The sequence below is a fragment of the Actinomycetota bacterium genome (genome assembly GCA_030650795.1).
In the GTDB taxonomy this organism is placed as follows: Bacteria; Actinomycetota; Actinomycetes; order S36-B12; family S36-B12; genus UBA11398.
On record JAUSDJ010000031.1, the window covers coordinates 182,282 to 200,766 of the forward strand.

The window sequence follows — 18,485 nt, forward strand, 5'->3', positions numbered from 1 at the left end:
AGCACCCGAATGGTTACGGTCGTGTTTCTTTTCACCACACCCTAGTTCAATTGCAGGCGGCGTCGGAAGCAATTTGCACGACAGGTTGATTGATCATCGGCTGGGTCAGCACTCTTGGCGCAACGCCACCGACGGTGGGCTCATTGAACGTCACCGACACTGCGCGTTCCTGGCCTCGATCAATCGGCAGATTCAGATACCAGACTTCTCGATCACGCTCGTGCCCGCGATACACCCCATATGTCTTGCCATCTAGAGTCGACGAGAGGTAACCCGCGCCCACTGGCGCATAGATGTAGAGCACCATGCTGGTTGACCCCTCCGGCGCCCCCAAGACATCCGTACGGCCGTAATTGCCCCCCTCTTGCGGGAGGCCAGTTGGAGCGTCATTGCGCACCTTGACAGTCAGTTTCGATTGCTGCTGCTGAGCTGTTGGGCATGAGCCCACTGAGTAGTCGATGCTCGTCTTGACGAAAGCATCCATCTTGCTTGGAGCTGAGTTGTTCTCCGCGACCGCGACGACAGGACCTGGAGTAGTGGGCACTGCTCCGCCGAGACTCGTACTCGAAAGCCAGGCTTGTTCCTTCGGGTTCTCACTCCAGATCCTCATGTGGCCCTGCTCAAGGGGTGCCTTCAACGCCTCCGCCATATCCAGGGGATTCCAGGCCTTGGTCAGGAGCGCAGCGACCACAGCGTTGACGAGAGCCATCGAGACATCGTCGCGCTTCTGCGAATCCGGATACTTGCGGTACACGTCTTGGGTGAAGAACTTCTCGGCATTCTCCGAGGTGATCGTCTCGCCCTTCGCCGAGATCGGACCGATGGCCTTGAGCATGGCCGCAACGACTGCTGGGTCGATGGCGAGCACGCCGCTGACGGGTACTCCACGCGCCCGCATGTCGGCGACTGCAAGAGCACCGGTCAACGGGAAATGCGCGGATCGGCTGAACATGCTCCATTTGGCCAGTTGAGGCCCCCAAAGGTCCTTGGAGTCAGTAGGCACGCCGGTTGTGGGGATGACATTCTTGCGGACGTCCTCGCTTGTCCCCGACTCAAGAATGCGGACTTTTCCGTTGTCGGAGCGGACATTCACGTAAGCGCCGGGGAAGCCACCTGACCCGCGTGCCTCGGCCGGATTCTGCAACAGCACCATCCATGTTCGGCTGCTGTCTGATCCCAGCAACGAGGGCAGCCAAGCAGCCGCAGCGACGGAATGGCCAACGAGTTGACCGATGTCCGTTGCCTGCGCACGCGCAGTTTCGAATCGAGACTTCAGCCCAGGCACCAGGAACGCTGTGGACACGCCATCGAGTCGCGCTTGTGCAGCGTCGACGGAGTCGGCAAACCGTGCGAGGAAAGGGGCCATACCCGCGATCAAGTCCAGGTCGATGGATCCATCCGCCCGGCGTCCTCGCTCGGTCGCGAGTTTCTGCGCATACGGCAGCAGCGGCTCGCCGGCCACCGCCAAGTCGTCAGCAGAGCGCCCCAGTGCCGAGACTGCTTTGGCTGACTGGCCCATAAGTGGCACACGGGAGAGGAGTCGCCATTGCAGGGATCGCGTGGAATCGCCAAGCTCTTGTGCTGAAGCAGCGAGTTCAGGGAACTGCTCAGTGGCCGCATTCCAGTCCTGATCTTTCAGCGCGGCTTCGAAGCGGTTGGCCTCCTGCTGGAACGAGAGCGCTCGTTGACCAGTCTGGACCCATCCTAATGCGAGCCAGATTGTGATCAAGGCTGCGACAGCGACGACGAGACCGGAGACCAAACGTCGTTTCGGAGTGCCGATCACCGAATCGACAATCTGCTGGGCTCGAATCCTCACCTGACCTCGTCCCTGGTCTGTGCAATCACCCGGGCATCGTAAGCCGAGCCCTCAGCGTCTCCGCAATCCCCGGACTTCGCGCCCAATCGATGTGTTGCCCATGGACCAGGCGGCATTGCGCAAGTGCTGTGAGATCGTCGAGATATCCAACTCCGCCGCCAGTTCGGAGCGCAATGAACGCAAGTGCCGACGTACGGGGCCTGGTATTGCATGGGTACTGAGTTGACCGCCATGCACGCGATGCGTTCCCACGATCTCTGGATCTGTGGCAAGGCTGTAGCCGCGAATTGCCAATCGCAAATAGAGGTCATAGTCGATACACCTGGTCAAGGTTTCGTCATAACCGCCCACTGCTTCCAAAGCCGAACGCCTGGCCAGAGTTGCACTGTGAACAAATGGATTGCGTTGCGTCAATCGAAGGCGCGCTTGCATCGGGTTCAATCGATCCACTTGTCGAATTCCTAAGGAACTTCCATCCGCATTCATCGTTCGAGCAGCCCCACCAACCAGTGCCACCCCTGGAAGATTTCGGATCAGGTCGGTCTGTCGCGCTAGCCGATCAGCATCCGCGAGGTCATCCCCGTCGAGCGCAGCTACGTACTCTCCATCAGCTTGCTCGAGCCCAAGGTTGCGGGCCCGAGCTGGCCCGTGACGCTGCGCCAAGCGAACAAAGGTGAGCCCGCTAGGCGCGTCAAAATCGCTTGCATCCATCCCTGAACAACCGTCTAACACCACAATGACCTGCGCCGCAACAGCAATCTGTGCAAGTGAGCTGGCAACAGCCTGTCGTAGCCATTCGTCCGTCCGGACAGCCGTGATGACAATTGATGCGCCAGAGGATGAGGCGTCGCCATTGGACATTGCGTCACCGTATACGCCACGTTCATACGGGCAGGAATTCCAGTTTACGAATCGCCAGCGCGCCCTTACTCCATTCTCCCGCGGAGTGAGGCAGGCGTAGTCATTCGATGAAGTAAAGTCACGAGCACGGGCACGGTTGATTTAGGGGACGAGCATGGGGGCCGACACGAGTGGGGCGACTTCGCCACACCTCGTCCTGCTAGTGCGCCACGCGCTCTACTTGCGGAATTACGAGTCGATGGTCCGGCAGTTGGCTGCGCAGGACTGGCGCATCACTATCGCAACACTCACGGGCTCGAGACTTGTTGACGAGGGACTCGCCAATGCCCTCGTAGCGGAATATCCGGGCATCACGCGTGCCGAGTTGCCGCGTGCCCGCGGTGTTATCCAAGATGGCCTCGAGGCTGCATATACGACGCTCGACTGGCTCAGATACTTCGATGCTCGATATGAGGGCTCTCCGGCTCTCGAAGAGCGGGCGAAGCGACGAGTCTGCCGTCCGTTGAAAGCCCTGCTGAAGATGTACAGAGTTCGCACGAACACACGACGGCGGCTCTCTGCGCAAACGCGCCTCATGCGCCTGACAGGGCCCTCGCGCCCCAGTTCCTTGGCCCTCAAGTCCCTCGCGGCCCTCAAGCCGACAGTCATGGCCGTGACTCCATTAGTCGACATTGATGGAGGCCAACAGGCGTACGTCGATGCTGCCGCCAGGCTCGGCATCCCGTCGGCGCTCCTTGTTGCGAGTTGGGACAACCTCACCAACAAGGGTCTTATTCACCGGATTCCGGACCGAGTTGTCGTGTGGAACGAACTGCAGGCCGACGAAGCGTTTCGCTTGCATGGGGTCCCTCGCGATCGAATCACGACGACAGGCGCCCAGCTCTTCGATTGGCTGAGGACGACAGATCCCATTCCCGAGCGAACGGCATTCCTGCAATCACTCGGTCTCGATCCGAACAAGCGCACAATCCTCTACGTCGGCAGCAGCAGCGCTGTCGGGGCAAGGGAATCGCGCTTCCTACTTGAGCAATACATCCCATACCTTCGCGGATACTGGGACAAGACAGTCGCCCAGAGCAACCTGGTAGTCCGATACCACCCCACGAACCCGATCAAAGGCAGCTGGATTCGCGAGGTCTTCACTCAGTACTCAGCGAAGGCCGACCCGCTCGCTGGGCAACCGGTTGTGGACGACCGGACCCGTAGGCACTACCGCGCTCTACTTACTCATGCCGACGTCGTAGTCGGCATCAACACCAGCGCATTTCTCGAGGCCGCAGTCGTCGGCACGCCTGCGATTCCCATCGCATCTCGCCGCCTCAGAACCTCACAGCAGTCGGCGCCGCATTTCCGCCTCCTCGAATCCGCCGGTCTCTTCGATGAGCCCAGGTCGATCTACGGCAACCTGAATGCCATTGGTGATGTCCTCGCTGACGCCACCCACACGCAAGCTCGTCTCGATGACTTCGTCCACAACTTCATAGATCCACCTGATGGGTCTGTTTCGGCCACTGATGCACTGACAGAGGCAATCGAGGCGGCCGAAGCCAAATCCGCCTCCACCCCTGCACTTTCACGGAGATCATTCTCGCTCGCGCTGATCGTTCTGTTCATTCTCGGGCTGCTTCGTAAGGCCGACCGGACAGCATCCCGACTCGCTCGCCGCGCCGGGGGCTTGGTCCACCGCGTCAAGACACTGAGCATGCCCAAGGCCGCGCCTATGGTTGCTCCATCGTCGGACTCAGTACCCGCCGAGCGCCCGAGACTGACTGCCAAACAACGGGCGAAGGCGAAGAAGACCCATCATCGGCGCAAGACGGTGCTCGCGTTCAAGATCGACACCTACCGAGTCATCTGGGGTCCCAATCGATACGGGTCCGCCCGCCGGATGCTCAGAAGAGTCAACAAGTTGCTGCGCGCACGCATCCGGAGGGTGCCGGGAGTTGCAAGGCCAACAGGCACCGCAAGCACTGGCGCTCAACGGTCAGCGTTTGCGAGCGCCTTCTACCAGAACGTCACTCGGCCAGCCCTGGCACGACGGGACACGAGAGCCGCGGACATCCGAATGCGGGAGTTGGAAACCAGTCTCGTCAACGCGGCGGCCTTGGGCAAACCAATAGTCTTCGGGCCATGGACATCTGAAGTCGGATTCGAGTTGCTCTATTGGATTCCGTACGTGAAAACCCTCGTCGAACGCACTGCGATCGATCCCGGCCAGATCACCATCATCTCTCGCGGTGGCACGTCTGGATGGTACGGGTTGCCCGGGGCGAACTATCGAGATGTCTTCGAGATACTCGGGCCTTCTGAGTTCCACGATCGCATCGGCAACACCAACACTGGAAAGAAGCAGACGCGGTGGTCTCCGATCGAACACGAACTCGTCGACCAACTTGCGCCACGTGACGCCTTCATCGTTCATCCGCGCGAAATGTACGAGACCCTGATGCCCTTCTTCGTAGGGCGCGCGAACCTAGCTTGGCTGGACCGCCTCGTCTCAACCCAGACTGCGACCATGACGCATCCAAGCGTTGGCTCCGATGACCGACAGGACGAAGTCACGGCTCGCCTACCAAGTCAGTACATCGCTGTCGGCCTCTACCACAGGCCTTCGTTGACCGCCGACATCAGGGATGCCCGGATTCGGGCGATCGTCGATGGAGCCAAGAGGATGGGTCTGCCCCTTGTGTCGTTGGAGACAGGGCTGATTCTTGACGACCATCGCGCTCTCGACCTTTCGACGGTCTGGATGTCGCGACCGCTACTTGGTATCGATGCCCAGAACAACCTTGAGATGCAGACACGGGTGCTTGCAGGTGCACAAGGTTTTGTCTGCACGTACGGAGGACTCAGTTACCTCGGCGCAGCACTGGGCGTGCCCACGGTGAGTCTCTTCGACGATGAGCAACGCATTCTCTGGCATCACCTTGAGGTCGCCCATCGAAGATTCAGTAGGCTCGGGGTCGTCTACGAAGTCTCCGACATCTCCAACTTGAATCCGACGTTACTCATTGACTCGTTCACCGCAAACAGCAACTCGACATCGGCCAAGGGGGAAGTCGCATGATTGTCACGACCGAGGAGTTGAAAGGTCTCCGAGGGAAGGTCGCCATGGTCGATGGCTCCTTCGATCCCTTCCACGATGGGCATGTTGCCTACTTTCGTTCAGCCGCCGAACTGGGTTTCCCAGTGTTCGTCAACATCGCATCCGAGGCCTGGACATCGAGTAAGCACCTCACGCTGCTCCCACTCGATCGGCGCATTCGCGTCATCGATGCGATTGAAGGCGTCGACTACGTCCACTCAGCCCCGATGACCACGGCTGAGGTCCTCAGGGAGCTTCAGCCAGCCATTTATGTGAAGGGTGCCGACTGGCGTGAACGCGGCCTCCCAGAGGATGAGCAGCAGCTGTGCAAGGAACTCGGCATCGAGATTGCCTATACCGAAACCGCGCTCAACTCGTCCAGCGCACTCCTGCGTTCGGCCCTGTTCGGGCAGTTCGCCTACGACGAGCTCGACAGGTTCGAGGAATTCATGCGCGATCAGAAGTCCCCGGCCGATTCCGACTTCGACAACGACTACTTCCTCGCCGAATGGCGAAAGGGAGACAACTCCTACAACCTCGAACAACGCAGAGCGATCGAGGGCAAGCACCCCGCGGTGCTCATAGAGGCCTTCCAGCCCAAGAACGTCCTTGACGCCGGCTGCGGTCCTGGCGCTTTGATGACGCTTCTCGACGAACTGGGCGTCGAAGCTCATGGCGTGGATGTCAGCCCCAACATCCACGAGTTCGCCGAGGCTGCTGTCAAGGATAGAATCATCGTCGCCAGCATCGACGACATGCCCTATGAGGACAACACCTTTGATCTGGTCGTCTCCCGCGAGGTGCTTGAGCACATACCGGTGCGCGACTACCTCAAGGTGGTCCAGGAACTGTGCCGTGTCTCCGGGAAATACGTGTACGTCACCACGCGATTCCACCCGAGTCCCGCATCACTCTTTGATGTGACGACGGAGTTCGAGGCCGATCCCACGCACATCTCCTTGACGGCACAGCCGTTCCTGCGGATGCTGTTCGTCCTCGCCGGCATGCGACGCCGCAAAGACCTCGAATCACAGATGGACTGGATGGACAAACGCCGAGTCCTCGTCTACGAGAAGCCACGCGATGAGTGAACTCGACACGGTCGTCGGCCCGACCTACGACTGCGTGATGACCTACCACAGCAACCCCTACACCTGCGGCATCGCCCGCTTCAACCATCGCCTGGCCGAGACACTCGGCGTCCCGCTCGTCGACTTCAACGAGATCGGAGCTGGCCAAGTCCACGCACCTCTCGTTTCGGTGAATGCGTCAGAGGTCGGTACTGACATGGAAGGGCTCGGCGACCAACTCAATGGGGCCTTCGACCGCTACGGCCTGTTCCTGCATGACTACTGGGGTACCGAGGCGGAGATCGACCTCATTGCCAAAGCACACGGAGTATTCGCCGCCCACAACCGCATCGGCGAAGAAATGCGGGCACACCGATCAGACGTCGTCGATGCGTTCTGCCCGGGCGCCGAACCACACCAGGAGTTCGCAGAGCCGGACCTGCGACTGCTCACCTTCGGCATGGCGCACAAGATCCGCGCCGAGCGCTACGCGCGGCTTGGTGACCTCCTCGCACGAGACGAACGAAGCTACCGGCTGGACATCTCAACTGCACTTCACGAGGGAACACGGTTCGACGAGGCCCTCTTCGAGATCTCTGACGGCATCCGCCACGTGTTCAAGGGCCAGGTTCGCTTCCTTGGATTCTTGTCGGATGATCTTGTCTCTGAGCACGTCCGCAGGGCCGACCTACTCGTGGCGTTCTTCCCGCGCGGCGCGCGGGAGAACAACACATCCGTCCTGTCCGCGATGGCGCATGGCACGCCGGTCATCACGAACCTCGACGAGTTCTCCCCGTCGTTCATGCGCCACGGCGAGAGCGTCCTGGACATCACTCAGGTTGAGGCGATCCCGTCACGGGAGGAGCTCCGCGAAATCGGGGCTCGAGCACGGATCGCGTCCGCGCAGCACGGCTTCAAGCAACTGGGCGACCTCATCTCGGAGCGGAGCTCCGGCGGGTTCAGGGAATAGCGTCGATGCGGATTCTCTTCGCCATGCTGCATCCCGGCTACCTACGCAACTACGAGTCAACGATTATTGAACTGTCTCAACGGGGACACCACATCACCGTCGACTTCGCCCAGCGGGAGAAGCAGCGCATCGCGTCACCCTTGCAGCGTCTCAAGGAGGAGGTGCCTGGCATCGACATGCGCGATGTCGGGATCCTGTCGCGGGGCAAGGATCAATGGGCTCCGGTCGCCGATGCGCTGCGCATGGCCGTTGACGTCAACCGGTATGCAGATCCGCGATACTCACGGGCCGTCCTGCTTCGCGATCGAATGGTCGACAAATTCCAACGCCTCCCTCTTCCGGCATCTGAGGCAATCACGCAACGAATCCTTCACATGCAAAGTGATCGGGCACGGGCTCATTTTCAGCGAGCCGCCATCCGCATGGACATGGCCTTGCCCTTGAAGGAGCACCTGATAGACACCCTTGAACTCATGCAGCCCGACGTGATCGTCGTTACCCCAATCGTCAACGCAGGCTCCCGCCAGGTCGATGTTGTTCGTCACGCCCAAGCGCTCGGCATTCCCGTAGCCGTCGCAGTGGCCAGTTGGGACAACCTCTCAAACAAAGGCCTTCTGCGGTGCAACCCTGACCGGGTGTTCGTATGGAACGAGGCTCAGCGGACAGAAGCTGTGGAGATGCACGGGATCGATCCAAACACGATAGGGGTTACGGGTGCCCAACTGTTCGATCATTGGTTCACATGGAAGCCGACGCGGTCCAGAGACTCCTTTGTCCATGGATCGGGCCTTGACCCGAGCAAGCCGTACTTCCTTTGGTTGGCCTCGTCACCGTTCATCGGTGGTGACCGTGAGGTCGAGTATGTGATGCGTTGGGTAAGCCGCCTGCGGACGCAGCCTGGCGCGATCGCGGACGTGGGCGTGATGATCCGCCCGCATCCCCAGTCGACAGCGCCCTGGACGGGAGTGGACCCCTCAACGCTAGGTAATACCGTCATCTTCCCGCGGTTGGGAGCAAATCCGATCGACAGCGATAGCCGTCAGGACTTCTTCGAGTCGATCTACTACTCGGCCGGAGTAGTAGGGATCAACTCGAGTGCGATGATCGAGTCCGCGATCGTCGGCAAAGCTGTCTTCACAGTCACAGCCCCAGAATTCGCCGAAGTACAGGGCGGAACAATCCATTTCTCCCACCTTGAGGATGCTCTTCTTACTCGAGCCGACTCTGACGATGACCTGTTCCGGCTCCTCAGCGATTCAATGGAGCACCCCGAGGCGATGGCCGACAAGAATCGGCTCTTCCTCGAGTCCTTCATCCGCCCGCACGGCCTGGATGTATCGGCTACAGAGCGGCTAGCCTCCGAGATTGAGGACCTTGGGCGTCGGCCAAGGAAAACGCCCTACTACGGGCGTCGCGGGGACTCCATGCGCCGCGTCGTGCTGCACGGTGTGCGCCTCGCCATCGCCGCCAAGGCGCGCCAGCAGCAAGCGCCCTTCGCCGGCCTTCCCTCGGCTCGGCCGATTCTCCACGTAAGTGGTCGGTCATCGATTTCAGAGAGCGGGGCCCGCGTGTCCAAAAAGAACCCATCGTGGCAGGAACGCGCTGTCGACACCACACCTCATGCTGTGACTGCTGACGATGTGTTCGAGTCGGAAGGGCTCGCGGAGGGCGAAGAAGATCTCTCCTTGGTCCGCATGGTCATCGATCCGTCGAAACTCGATCAGGAGATTGCCAACCAGCTGAAACGGATCGCCAAGAGCGACTCACCGATCATTGTCGGACCCTGGACATCCGAACTCGGCTTCGAATTGCTGTACTGGGTGCCGTTCTTGCGCTGGGCGCTGGGCAACTATGGAATCGATCCGGGGCGCGTGGTCTCAGTGACTCGGGGGGGCGCCGGCCCAGTCTTCTACGCCGGAATCGCCTCCAAACACGTCGAGATATTCGACCTCATGGGACACGAGCAATTCAGAGACGAACTCACCAAGCGCTGGGCAACCCGGGGCGGGCAGAAACAATCCGAATGGAGCCCGCTGGACACAGAGCTGATCGCCCGAGTCGAGCAGCATTTAGGGATCGGATCATTCGACATCATCCATCCATCATCGATGTACAGGCTCTTCGCGTACTTCTGGCGGGATCGAATGCCGCTCCAAATGCTTCGGGAGCGACTGGTCTTCGCCCCCTTCGCAGTACCCGAGCTTCCCGAAGAACTGGCGTCTCGACTGCCGGAAGAGTTCGATGCCGTCCGCTTCTATTTCCGGCCGTCGTTTCCCGACACGCCAGCCAATCGCGAGTTGATCCAGCGGCTGGTCAGCCGGCGACGCAATGAGCGTCCAGTTGTCTTGCTGTCGACCGGAATCAGGTTCGATGACCACGAGGAGCACACCTTCGGCCAGGATCAGAACGTCATCCACATTAACGACGCGATGACACCCGAGAACAATCTGGCTGTCCAAGCCGCCGTCATCGCGCGCGCTTCTAGCGTGTTCACCACCTACGGTGGACTCGCCTACCTGCCCCCGTACTACCGCGTGCCGGTCTATTCGTTCCACTCTGAAGCAGAGCATCTGCTAGACAACCATCAGACGGTGGCGAACCTACAAAGCCGTCTACTGAGAACACGCAGCTATACGCTCTCGGCTGACGCGCAGTTGTGGTGATGCGAATGACGTCGACCCAACGACAGGTCACCGAGAATCCTCTGCCCAGACCCTTCGGACACCGAACAAGATGAGCGAATTGCACGCGTTAGCGGAAGCGAAGACATCTCGCGCGGTCCCGCTATCAAGTGCGGCCACACCTCTGTGGCCTCGAGTCGGGCGGAAGGCGACCACGTGGTTCGCCACCCGCCTGTATGCGCACGAGTGTGGCGTCGAGTCTCCCGGAGCGACGCCGCCAGAGGAACTGCCTCTTTGCTACGCGCCCGTGCAGACCAGCAAGGGACGTCCACGCGCTCCGCGGATACCCCCGGAGTTGGCCGGATACCCGATCCAGGCACACTCCGGGCCGTATGCGTTCGAGCGTTCGCCGCATCGCCTCGCCGAGACCACGGTGTTGCTCGCGCTGATCGTCCTACGGCGATCGTTGGGGCACACACGGCATCCATGGATCTGGGTGGCCGTCCGCCAGTTGATGATCGTCGCACCCCTCGTCGCGGTCGCCGGGGCATCTGGCAACGCGGTGCTGGTCGCACAGGTGATTGTGGTTGCGAGCCTGGCCCGGATCGCGGCGCGCGCGTATCGTTTCCGACACTGGGCAGCGAGCTATCACAGGCGTGCGTGTCCTGCACCTGAACAGTTCGGCACACTCAGGGTGGTAGATCTCGCCGGGGCAAACGGCGCAGTTATAGAAGTCACACCGGTCTTGATCCTGGGCGCTGTCGTCTGGGTCATCGTCAGCCCGCGACTGGCATTGCTGCCAGTGTTCGTGTTCACAGTCCTTATGGGCGTCCTGGTGACCTACGTCGTTTCTATCTGCCTGTTGCCTGTCCTAGCACGAATCGAGGCCGCCGATCATCCAGATGTGCGACCAGTATTCATGCTGTCCATGACGTTCGTATTCGCCCTCGGGATGCTTGTCTTCTCGCCATCCAGCGTTCTGAGTGTGCCCGCACCGCTCCTCGAAGCCCTCCAGTGCCTGCCTTGGCTCCCGTGGATCTTCCTTCCCCTAAACGTCGGGACGCACACCGCGCCGGTCTGGACTCTCGGGGTGAGCGCGCTCCTTACCGTCGCCAGCTGCCTGGTCCTGTGGCATTTCGGTGCCATCGGGTCGCTCGACGAAGAAGACGACACTGACGACGAAGACACGCAGGATGACGAAGACGAAGGATCCCGGGGACGTAGACGATGACAGCGGGCAACGTTCGGCCAGAGGGCACACGGCCGATCCTTCTTCTGGACCTAGACGAAGTGCTGTTCCCCTTCGCCGACGCGTACGATCGATGGCTGGCATGCAGGCGGGGATACGGCCTCGACCCGGTGCTGAAGCGCGCGTACGACGTCGGCGCGGCAGCTGGATCAGGACACCGCGAGCTCGCCGTTCAGTTTGTGAACGACCCGGCCGTGATCGCCACGGTGCCGCCTCGAAGCAACGCACGCTCTGCGCTGCGCGTGTTGGAACAGACCTACACCCTGATGGCCTGCACGAGTCGAAGGGAGGCTCTCGAAGGCGAGGCGACGCGAGCGTGGCTACGCCGCTATTTTCCGGAGGTCAACGAAGCACTGTTCACCTCCCAGGATCACTCGTCGCCGGTAAGGACGAAGGCGGCATTGGCCGAGGAGGTCGGCGCCGCCGCGCTAGTAGACGACACCATGCAGCACCTCGCGGATCTGCCTCCGACATGTGTCGGTCTGCTGCTCAAACGGCCGCCCGGCATGCAAAGTGAACCTGGTTCTCGCCACTGGGCAACAACAGTTAGAGTGCTGCTCGAACCGGGCCACAGGCCAGAACCAGCCTCCGGGGAGGCACGGGTATTGGCCGAGGAGGGAAGGAACCGATGAACGACCTGGACGACCTCAAGCGTGAAAAGCGTCGGCTCAAGAAGACACCAGCATGTGACTCCTGCGGGCGGCGAGACATGCCCGCCGAGCTTCTAAACCGCAAGGGCACGTGGGATTCAATGGTGGCCATCGGGCAGAAGTTTGCCGTCACGTCTAGCGATGTTCCACTCATCGTTCGCATCGGTGATCGCGGCACAGGCCGAACAGAATTCGTCAAGGGCGGCGCGGGCAGCGAGAAACTTGCATTCGCCGCAGGTGTCGCAGGACTGGATCTACCGATTCGGACCCTCATCGATGTCGGGGCCGGCATTGGCAGCGTCAGCATCCACGCGCTGCGCCAAGGCGTCGCCGAGAGCGCTTTCGCGATCGAGCCCGACGATGACGCGCTCAGGCTCCTGCGGGCGAACATCGCGCTCAACGGCGTCGAGGACCGCATGCGCGTCAGCCCCCAAGCCCTCGGAGGGATCAACGATGAATTCGGATTCCTCGTCAGGGGGAAGGACTCCTCCGCCTCCCGGATCTTTCCTTCCTTCTCCACCTACGCCAGCCGACCGGAAGCAGTAAGGGTGGCCTTGAACTCGCTCGATGAAGTGGTGCCGGATCTTGACCCCGCGCGCGACCTCGTTTGGATCGATACGGGCGGCTCCGAAGGGGCCGTACTGCAGGGAGCACTCAAGTGTATTGCGCTCGGAGTGCCAGTGGTCCTGCAATTCACCCCCCGGGCTATCCACCAGTACGGCAACTACTCTGCTGTCGCTGACGCCGTAGCCGCCTACGGGGCCTGGTTCGATGTCGACGCGGCGGACACCACTCCACATTCGCTCTCGTACCTGAGCGACCATTATCAGAGTTCCGCCGTCGCCCCCACCGGCGTGACCCGCACCATTCTGCTGGCGAAGCCCTGAGTCGCAGTCCAGAAGCTCGGCGGAGAATAGAGACGACCGCGCTCGGGCAGCAAGCGTGCCACTGTGAATGAAGAGCTTCCGAAACACCATCGCCCGTCGCTCCTCGACGGTGGTCAGTCTCCGCACGGTGCGTTGGCCGATACCAGCTCCTGACCATCGATAACTCAACCTACGTTGCCTACCACGACGCGCCCGGTGATCGGCGCAGACCTTCGGCTTGGATAGCGAGGCGATCAAGTTCCGCACGATCGTCGGCGTCGATCACACGACCAACGTGTCATCGGGCGCTCGCAGTCCCGCGTTCCTGGCAGCGGCTGGTCTCCGTCGTGTGGAGAGTTCGCGCACGATGACGACGATCTCGTCAGAAGACGTCAAGTCCTACACCGGTTTCGGGCTACCCCGTCTCCGAACTCAAAGTCCGTACTGTCCTTCCAGCAGATCGTTGCTGTCCCGAACAAAGGCGTCGATCGCAAGCGCCGGACTCGCCGACTGAGGGCTGGCGCCGATCCTTCGCACTGGTCCGGCGACAAGTTCCGTCGCGAGTTCCGCAATGGCTGCGACCGTACGCTCGCGGGCATCGGGTGGGCCTGCCGGATTTCCCAGGAAGTCCCGAACAAATGCCGCCGAGGAAGGATCCTCTGTTCGGCTTTCAATGAGGCTGGATACTCGATGCGGCAATTCGGCAATTGAGGCCGTACCCATCCCCGAGTCCAGCAGGTACTGGAAGTGGGGAGCGTTGCGCTGCCAGACATCGAACTTCCCATCCACAAGGATTATTGTCGACTTGCCCGAGAGCGCAGCCTCAAGTATGGCGCTGGAGTTCACTCCGATCACCACATCGGCGGCCATGATGGCGTCCGCCAGGTTCTCGATCTGACCGCGGACGTCGACCGTGACGTCGGGTGCGAGATCCTGGAAACCCTTCGCCACCTCCGGAGTCATTGGGGGGTGCTTCGGATGCTTACGCATCACTACCCGAAGACGCACACCCCCATGCTGGGCCGCACCGATGAGCTCCTGGCAGGCCGCGAGGAGCACCTCCGGCTCGCCTTGGCCCATGCTGCCTGAAGATCCGAGAATCAACACTGTGGCGTCGTACGGGTCAGCGGGCCTCGCATCCCGGACAGCGTCCAAGTACCGACGATGTGCCTCGCTGAACCGGTAGGCGCCGCCGATTCTGTATGGCACGTCTAGACCGTGCAGTCTGGCCGCTTCCTCAGCCAAGGTGGCATTCCAATACACCGCACCGTCCGGGGAGACGCTGGTCGTTCCCTTGGTTGTGCCGTTGTCCCAACTGTAAGGAATCATGACCACGGGTGTGCCCCGCCTTCGGGCCGCTAGTGCAACCCGAACATCCATAACATGGGTCTCTGTCGGGAAGTACAGCTTGGACACCACCACGCAGTCGGCACCGCTGAATTCGAGAACGTGCTCCAACCCTGGATCCTGCGGAGCGTGCCATTCGGCCAAGCGCCGCAATTGCCGCACTCCCGCTACGTGATCACGGGATGCCTTGTCCCCCAACAAGCGATTGAGCCTCTCAAACAAGGCGTCCAAGTTCTGCAGGTCAATCTCGGCACTTGACGCCAGAGTCGGGCGAAGCCTCAGCCGAAGCGCCTTCGACAGGCGCCGCCGGAAGGTCTCGCGGTATGCCCGAGACATGGCGAGGCTGGGATGGACCTTGAACAGGGAGGACGCCGTGAGATGGGTGAGGTAGGAATAGGCGTTGATCAGGCCTTCATCGGCGCGAGAAGACTCGTCAAGCGCGTACGAGCCATCGTGTTCGCCGGAGTAAAATTCCCTTCCCGCCGAAACCGCCGCGATTCTTGCCGCGCTGAGTGTGAGCGGGCTCCCCTCCGGAAGGACCATGCGTATGTGCTCCACGTTCCGGCCATCAACGCTGCTGACGCCATGGAGCCAGCGAAGGTAGTTCACAGACTTCGACGCACCCGCCGAGTTGGCCCAAAGGATCCTCATGGGCTGTCCCACGCCCCCTCCCCTTCAGCAGACGAACACGACTTGATATGTCCGACTCGAGCTCGACTGCGGCAGCATAACGTCGTCCAAACTCCACCCCGCTGATCGCACCGAATATGATTCCTCGGGCGGATGACACGAAGTCGTAGCGAAACGGAGGGCACATGAAAGTCGTGCTCCACCCTGGCATGCCCAAAGCTGGCAGCACGACGATCCAAACCTACTTCCGAGCCCACGAGGACGAGCTCCGCTCCAGTGGCATTGGGTACATCCAGCCAGAGGGAGTCACTTCTGGGCTCCCAGCACAGGTCATCTCAAAGTTGGACGACCTCCTGGATGTCGATAATCCCACTCATGTGGTCGTCTCCCACGAATCCCTTATCGAAATCGGCTCGGACACGCTTTACCCATTTCTCGACGAACTCCGTTCCCGCGACGTGACTATCGAGGTCGTCATCATCGTACGGCCGCTAGGCGAGTGGGCGGTGAGCAAAGAGAAACAGCGACTGAGGTCCCTGAAGGGGACCGCCTCTCCCAAGCGACCTGCCGTGGAGAAGTGGTTCAGCACCTGGATGGCGCCAGAGGCCGAGGATCGAATCGGGAGTCCCATCCGATTAGTGGACCTCCACGCGGCAGAAGGTCTGATTCCCGCATTCATGAATTCGGCTGGCCTGCCACTGCCAGACAGCTGGCCTCAGGTCACATCGCTTGCCGTCAATCGGTCACCAGTTGAGCGGGATCTTGCCATCTACCTCGTTCTCAATGACGCGATTCGCTGGGCTCAAGAGGAGTGGCCCGAGGACGAGCGAACATCGAACGGAAGGCATCTCCGAGAGATTCGTCAATTCATAGCGGAGATCCTGGCGTCCGGGGACCACCACCGCACGCCCCGCGAGCTCGGTCTCGATGAGGACCTGCGCAGCCGCCTTCTCGTGCACTTCTTCGATGACCTCGAAGCGACCCTTTCGGACCGACTGCAACAGCAGAAACCCGAAGCCGCCGAGCGAGTCCGCAAGCTCACCCAGGAGGCGCTTACTATCCTGCGCGCAGGACCTAGGTCCGAACGCTATGTCAACGCTCGGGTGAAGAGTTTCCTGGCCGGTCTGGCCACACCCATAGCGGAATCCGAGGCCAGGTTCCGCACATGGACGGTGCAGAATCACGCGACTGAATTAGCCGCACTCATGCTCCCCGAACCGGTCAAGAAGAAGGGCGGAAAGCCAATGGCCCAAGTAGCCAAGGAAGGACCCGCGGCCGATTTGCGACATCGCCCAGCCTCGCAGAAGACTGGCTCCGCTAGCGCCTGACTGTGATGTACTCGGACCGCACGTCGCCCGACGTCTTGCTGATCCGCTGAGCATCGACCGTCACATCTGTGAAGCCGTGCCGCCCGAGCAATTCACGGATCTCAAGCACGTTGGCGCCCGCAACCTCGATTAGGCAGGACTCGACGCCCTTCAGAGTGGCTGAAGCTCCGCGCAGCACCTCGACCTCGTGACCCTCAACGTCGATCTTGAGGTACCGGGGGGCGGGCAGCCCGGACGCCACCATTTCATCAACCGTCGTGATAGGAACCTCGACGATCTGATCGTTGGCCTTCGTCCGCGCCTTCGTAGACGCGACCCTGGCCTTTCCGTAGTAGCTCTCGTGACTGCCCACGAACAACTGTGCGATGCCAGGTTGCGAACCCACCGCTTTCGGCACGACGAGGACCTGATCTTCGAAACCGTTCTGGCGGATATTGGCGACCAATGCCTTGCGCACATATGGATTCGGCTCGAAGGCGACAAGCCGGGATGGGTCGCCGCTCGCCTTCGCCGCGAGCAGCGTGAACTCGCCTACGTTGGCCCCGATATCCCAGATCGGGCCTGCCTGCGCCGAACAGGCCAGGAACCAGTCGACGGTGAACGACTCCTTGGGTGATCGCAGATACGGTTCGCCGTCAGGGATCGTGGGTCGAATCATGTAGAACTTGTGATTTCCCACGCTGACGACAGCGAACTTCCTGCTCATCGAACCACCCCACCCTGCACGTCCATAGGACGTCGCGACGAACCGAACGCTATCCGACCGACCCCGGGTTAACGCGGCCGGAGCGCCACGGTCGGTCACGCAATCGACTGTATCGAGAACGGCAGCCCCGGATCTCGCTTCACGGTCTTGGTGTTTGCCGAGGCCAACGCCTCGGCCAACACCGAGAAGTGGCGGCTGAAAACGATGGCAGGGTTGCGGTAGTACGTCATCACAGGTGTTCGCGTATATAGGCATAGGTATGAGAACCCCCCATAGGTACCCTTAAAGGCTCGGGCACTTGCCAGCAACTGGATCTGGTCGGCGATGTTCGTACGCTCGCTCGCCGTGTCAGCAGTAGGCAGGTCGAGATTCGCGCAGATCTGGGAGAATGGTTCATCAACGCCGAGGTTCTTCGACGGTTTCGCGAACGGCCGCGAGTCTTCGAGTGTGTGCCGATTGACGATCGCCAGGACAGGTCCTGCGTCGCGAGCCTGTTTGCAGATCTCACTCACGCGTCGCATGTTTTCGGTGGTGGCTTTCATCTGCGCCCCGAACCAGAACTTCAGAATCACGTTATCCGTCCGCTCGACACGGACGACAGCCGCTCGCGGAAAGGTAAGTGCCCGGGATCCAAAGCGCCGGATCGCAACGTGCATGAGATCGGCGCTTACGACGTGACTGCCAGCCAGACCCGCTGATGAGATTAGTTGCCACTCCCAGTCACTTGTGCCCGTCTTGTGGTTCTTTGCCCGCAATCCGCCATCAATCAGACGCTGGGTATCTCGCGCGACATATTCTTCCGGGCTCACTACATCAAGGACGTCCACGTATTCGAACGGGATGCCGATAGCACGGTAGAGATCTGCAGTCCCGCCTCGGCTCATCACCACAACGCGATGGCCGTCGAGTGCTCCTGACGTGGCGAGTGTAGTTATTTGAGGTATCCAATAGAGGGTCTCGAATCCGACCTCGCCGAGAAAGGGGCCGAACACCACAGTCGCGGCCTTCGCTTGAGGAATTCCGAATAGAGCGGTCAACTGAGAGGCGACGGACGGGTACTTCATCATGCCCCCTCTGGCTCGGCGTCAGCATTCGGGGAACCCGTCCATCTGCAGACTCACTGTCGCTTGGCAACGGACTCTATCAAGCAAGGCGTGGCGAAAGGCGAACTATGGAGAGGCCCGACGACGCCTGACCGGGGACGAAGGACCAGCGGCACAGCCCCGCCGCCGTAGCGCGAATTCACTCCTTACCACTGACCGCGAAACCCGGAAGCAATCTTG

13 protein-coding genes are annotated in these 18,485 nt (G+C 60.9%); 8 read left to right on the forward strand and 5 right to left on the reverse strand.

Going from position 1 to position 18,485, the window contains the following annotated elements; translation table 11 throughout:
* Positions 1–46 precede the first annotated feature (46 nt).
* The gene (locus tag Q7L55_10225; protein MDO8732926.1) at positions 47–1,819 is read right to left on the reverse strand and encodes a DUF4012 domain-containing protein; all 1,773 of its coding nucleotides are present in this window, start codon (positions 1,817–1,819) and stop codon (positions 47–49) included.
* A 51-nt stretch (positions 1,820–1,870) separates the two neighbouring features.
* Entirely contained in the window at positions 1,871–2,680 is an 810-nt protein-coding gene (locus tag Q7L55_10230) for a glycosyltransferase (protein MDO8732927.1), read from the reverse strand.
* Positions 2,681–2,834: 154 nt separating this feature from the next.
* On the opposite strand from Q7L55_10230, the gene Q7L55_10235 reads away from it, so the two are divergent.
* From Q7L55_10235 to Q7L55_10265, 7 genes are all read left to right on the forward strand, one after another.
* Positions 2,835–5,747, forward strand: a complete 2,913-nt coding sequence (locus tag Q7L55_10235; GenBank protein ID MDO8732928.1) for a hypothetical protein — start codon at positions 2,835–2,837, stop codon at positions 5,745–5,747.
* Complete coding sequence (locus Q7L55_10240) at positions 5,744–6,856, forward strand: methyltransferase domain-containing protein (GenBank protein MDO8732929.1); 1,113 nt, start codon at positions 5,744–5,746, stop codon at positions 6,854–6,856. Before Q7L55_10235 ends, Q7L55_10240 begins: the two co-directional genes overlap by 4 nt.
* On the forward strand, positions 6,849–7,805 hold the full coding sequence (locus Q7L55_10245) for a glycosyltransferase (protein MDO8732930.1): 957 nt from the start codon (positions 6,849–6,851) through the stop codon (positions 7,803–7,805). Before Q7L55_10240 ends, Q7L55_10245 begins: the two co-directional genes overlap by 8 nt.
* 5 nt (positions 7,806–7,810) lie before the next feature.
* Positions 7,811–10,468: a hypothetical protein gene (locus Q7L55_10250; GenBank protein MDO8732931.1), complete on the forward strand. Its 2,658-nt coding sequence runs from the start codon at positions 7,811–7,813 to the stop codon at positions 10,466–10,468.
* 265 nt (positions 10,469–10,733) lie between these two features.
* Complete coding sequence (locus Q7L55_10255) at positions 10,734–11,657, forward strand: hypothetical protein (protein ID MDO8732932.1); 924 nt, start codon at positions 10,734–10,736, stop codon at positions 11,655–11,657.
* Positions 11,654–12,307 (forward strand): hypothetical protein, encoded by a 654-nt coding sequence (locus Q7L55_10260; GenBank protein ID MDO8732933.1) that lies wholly within the window; start codon positions 11,654–11,656, stop codon positions 12,305–12,307. The genes Q7L55_10255 and Q7L55_10260 overlap by 4 nt, the downstream gene beginning before the upstream one ends.
* The gene (locus Q7L55_10265) at positions 12,304–13,212 is read left to right on the forward strand and encodes an FkbM family methyltransferase (protein MDO8732934.1); all 909 of its coding nucleotides are present in this window, start codon (positions 12,304–12,306) and stop codon (positions 13,210–13,212) included. Before Q7L55_10260 ends, Q7L55_10265 begins: the two co-directional genes overlap by 4 nt.
* A 411-nt stretch (positions 13,213–13,623) precedes the next feature.
* Here the strand turns inward: Q7L55_10265 and Q7L55_10270 are convergent, their stop codons facing one another.
* A complete protein-coding gene (locus Q7L55_10270; protein ID MDO8732935.1) occupies positions 13,624–15,201 on the reverse strand; it encodes a hypothetical protein in 1,578 nt (525 codons plus the stop codon).
* Positions 15,202–15,353: 152 nt separating this feature from the next.
* Between Q7L55_10270 and Q7L55_10275 the strand changes: the two genes are divergently transcribed.
* Complete coding sequence (locus Q7L55_10275; GenBank protein MDO8732936.1) at positions 15,354–16,496, forward strand: hypothetical protein; 1,143 nt, start codon at positions 15,354–15,356, stop codon at positions 16,494–16,496.
* Here Q7L55_10275 and Q7L55_10280 read toward each other — a convergent pair.
* Together Q7L55_10280 and Q7L55_10285 are read right to left on the reverse strand one after the other, a co-directional pair.
* Complete coding sequence (locus tag Q7L55_10280; GenBank protein ID MDO8732937.1) at positions 16,486–17,202, reverse strand: FkbM family methyltransferase; 717 nt, start codon at positions 17,200–17,202, stop codon at positions 16,486–16,488. The two genes, Q7L55_10275 and Q7L55_10280, sit on opposite strands and share 11 nt — an antisense overlap.
* A gap of 95 nt (positions 17,203–17,297) precedes the next feature.
* Positions 17,298–18,266: a hypothetical protein gene (locus Q7L55_10285; protein ID MDO8732938.1), complete on the reverse strand. Its 969-nt coding sequence runs from the start codon at positions 18,264–18,266 to the stop codon at positions 17,298–17,300.
* Between the last annotated feature and the right edge of the window lie 219 nt (positions 18,267–18,485).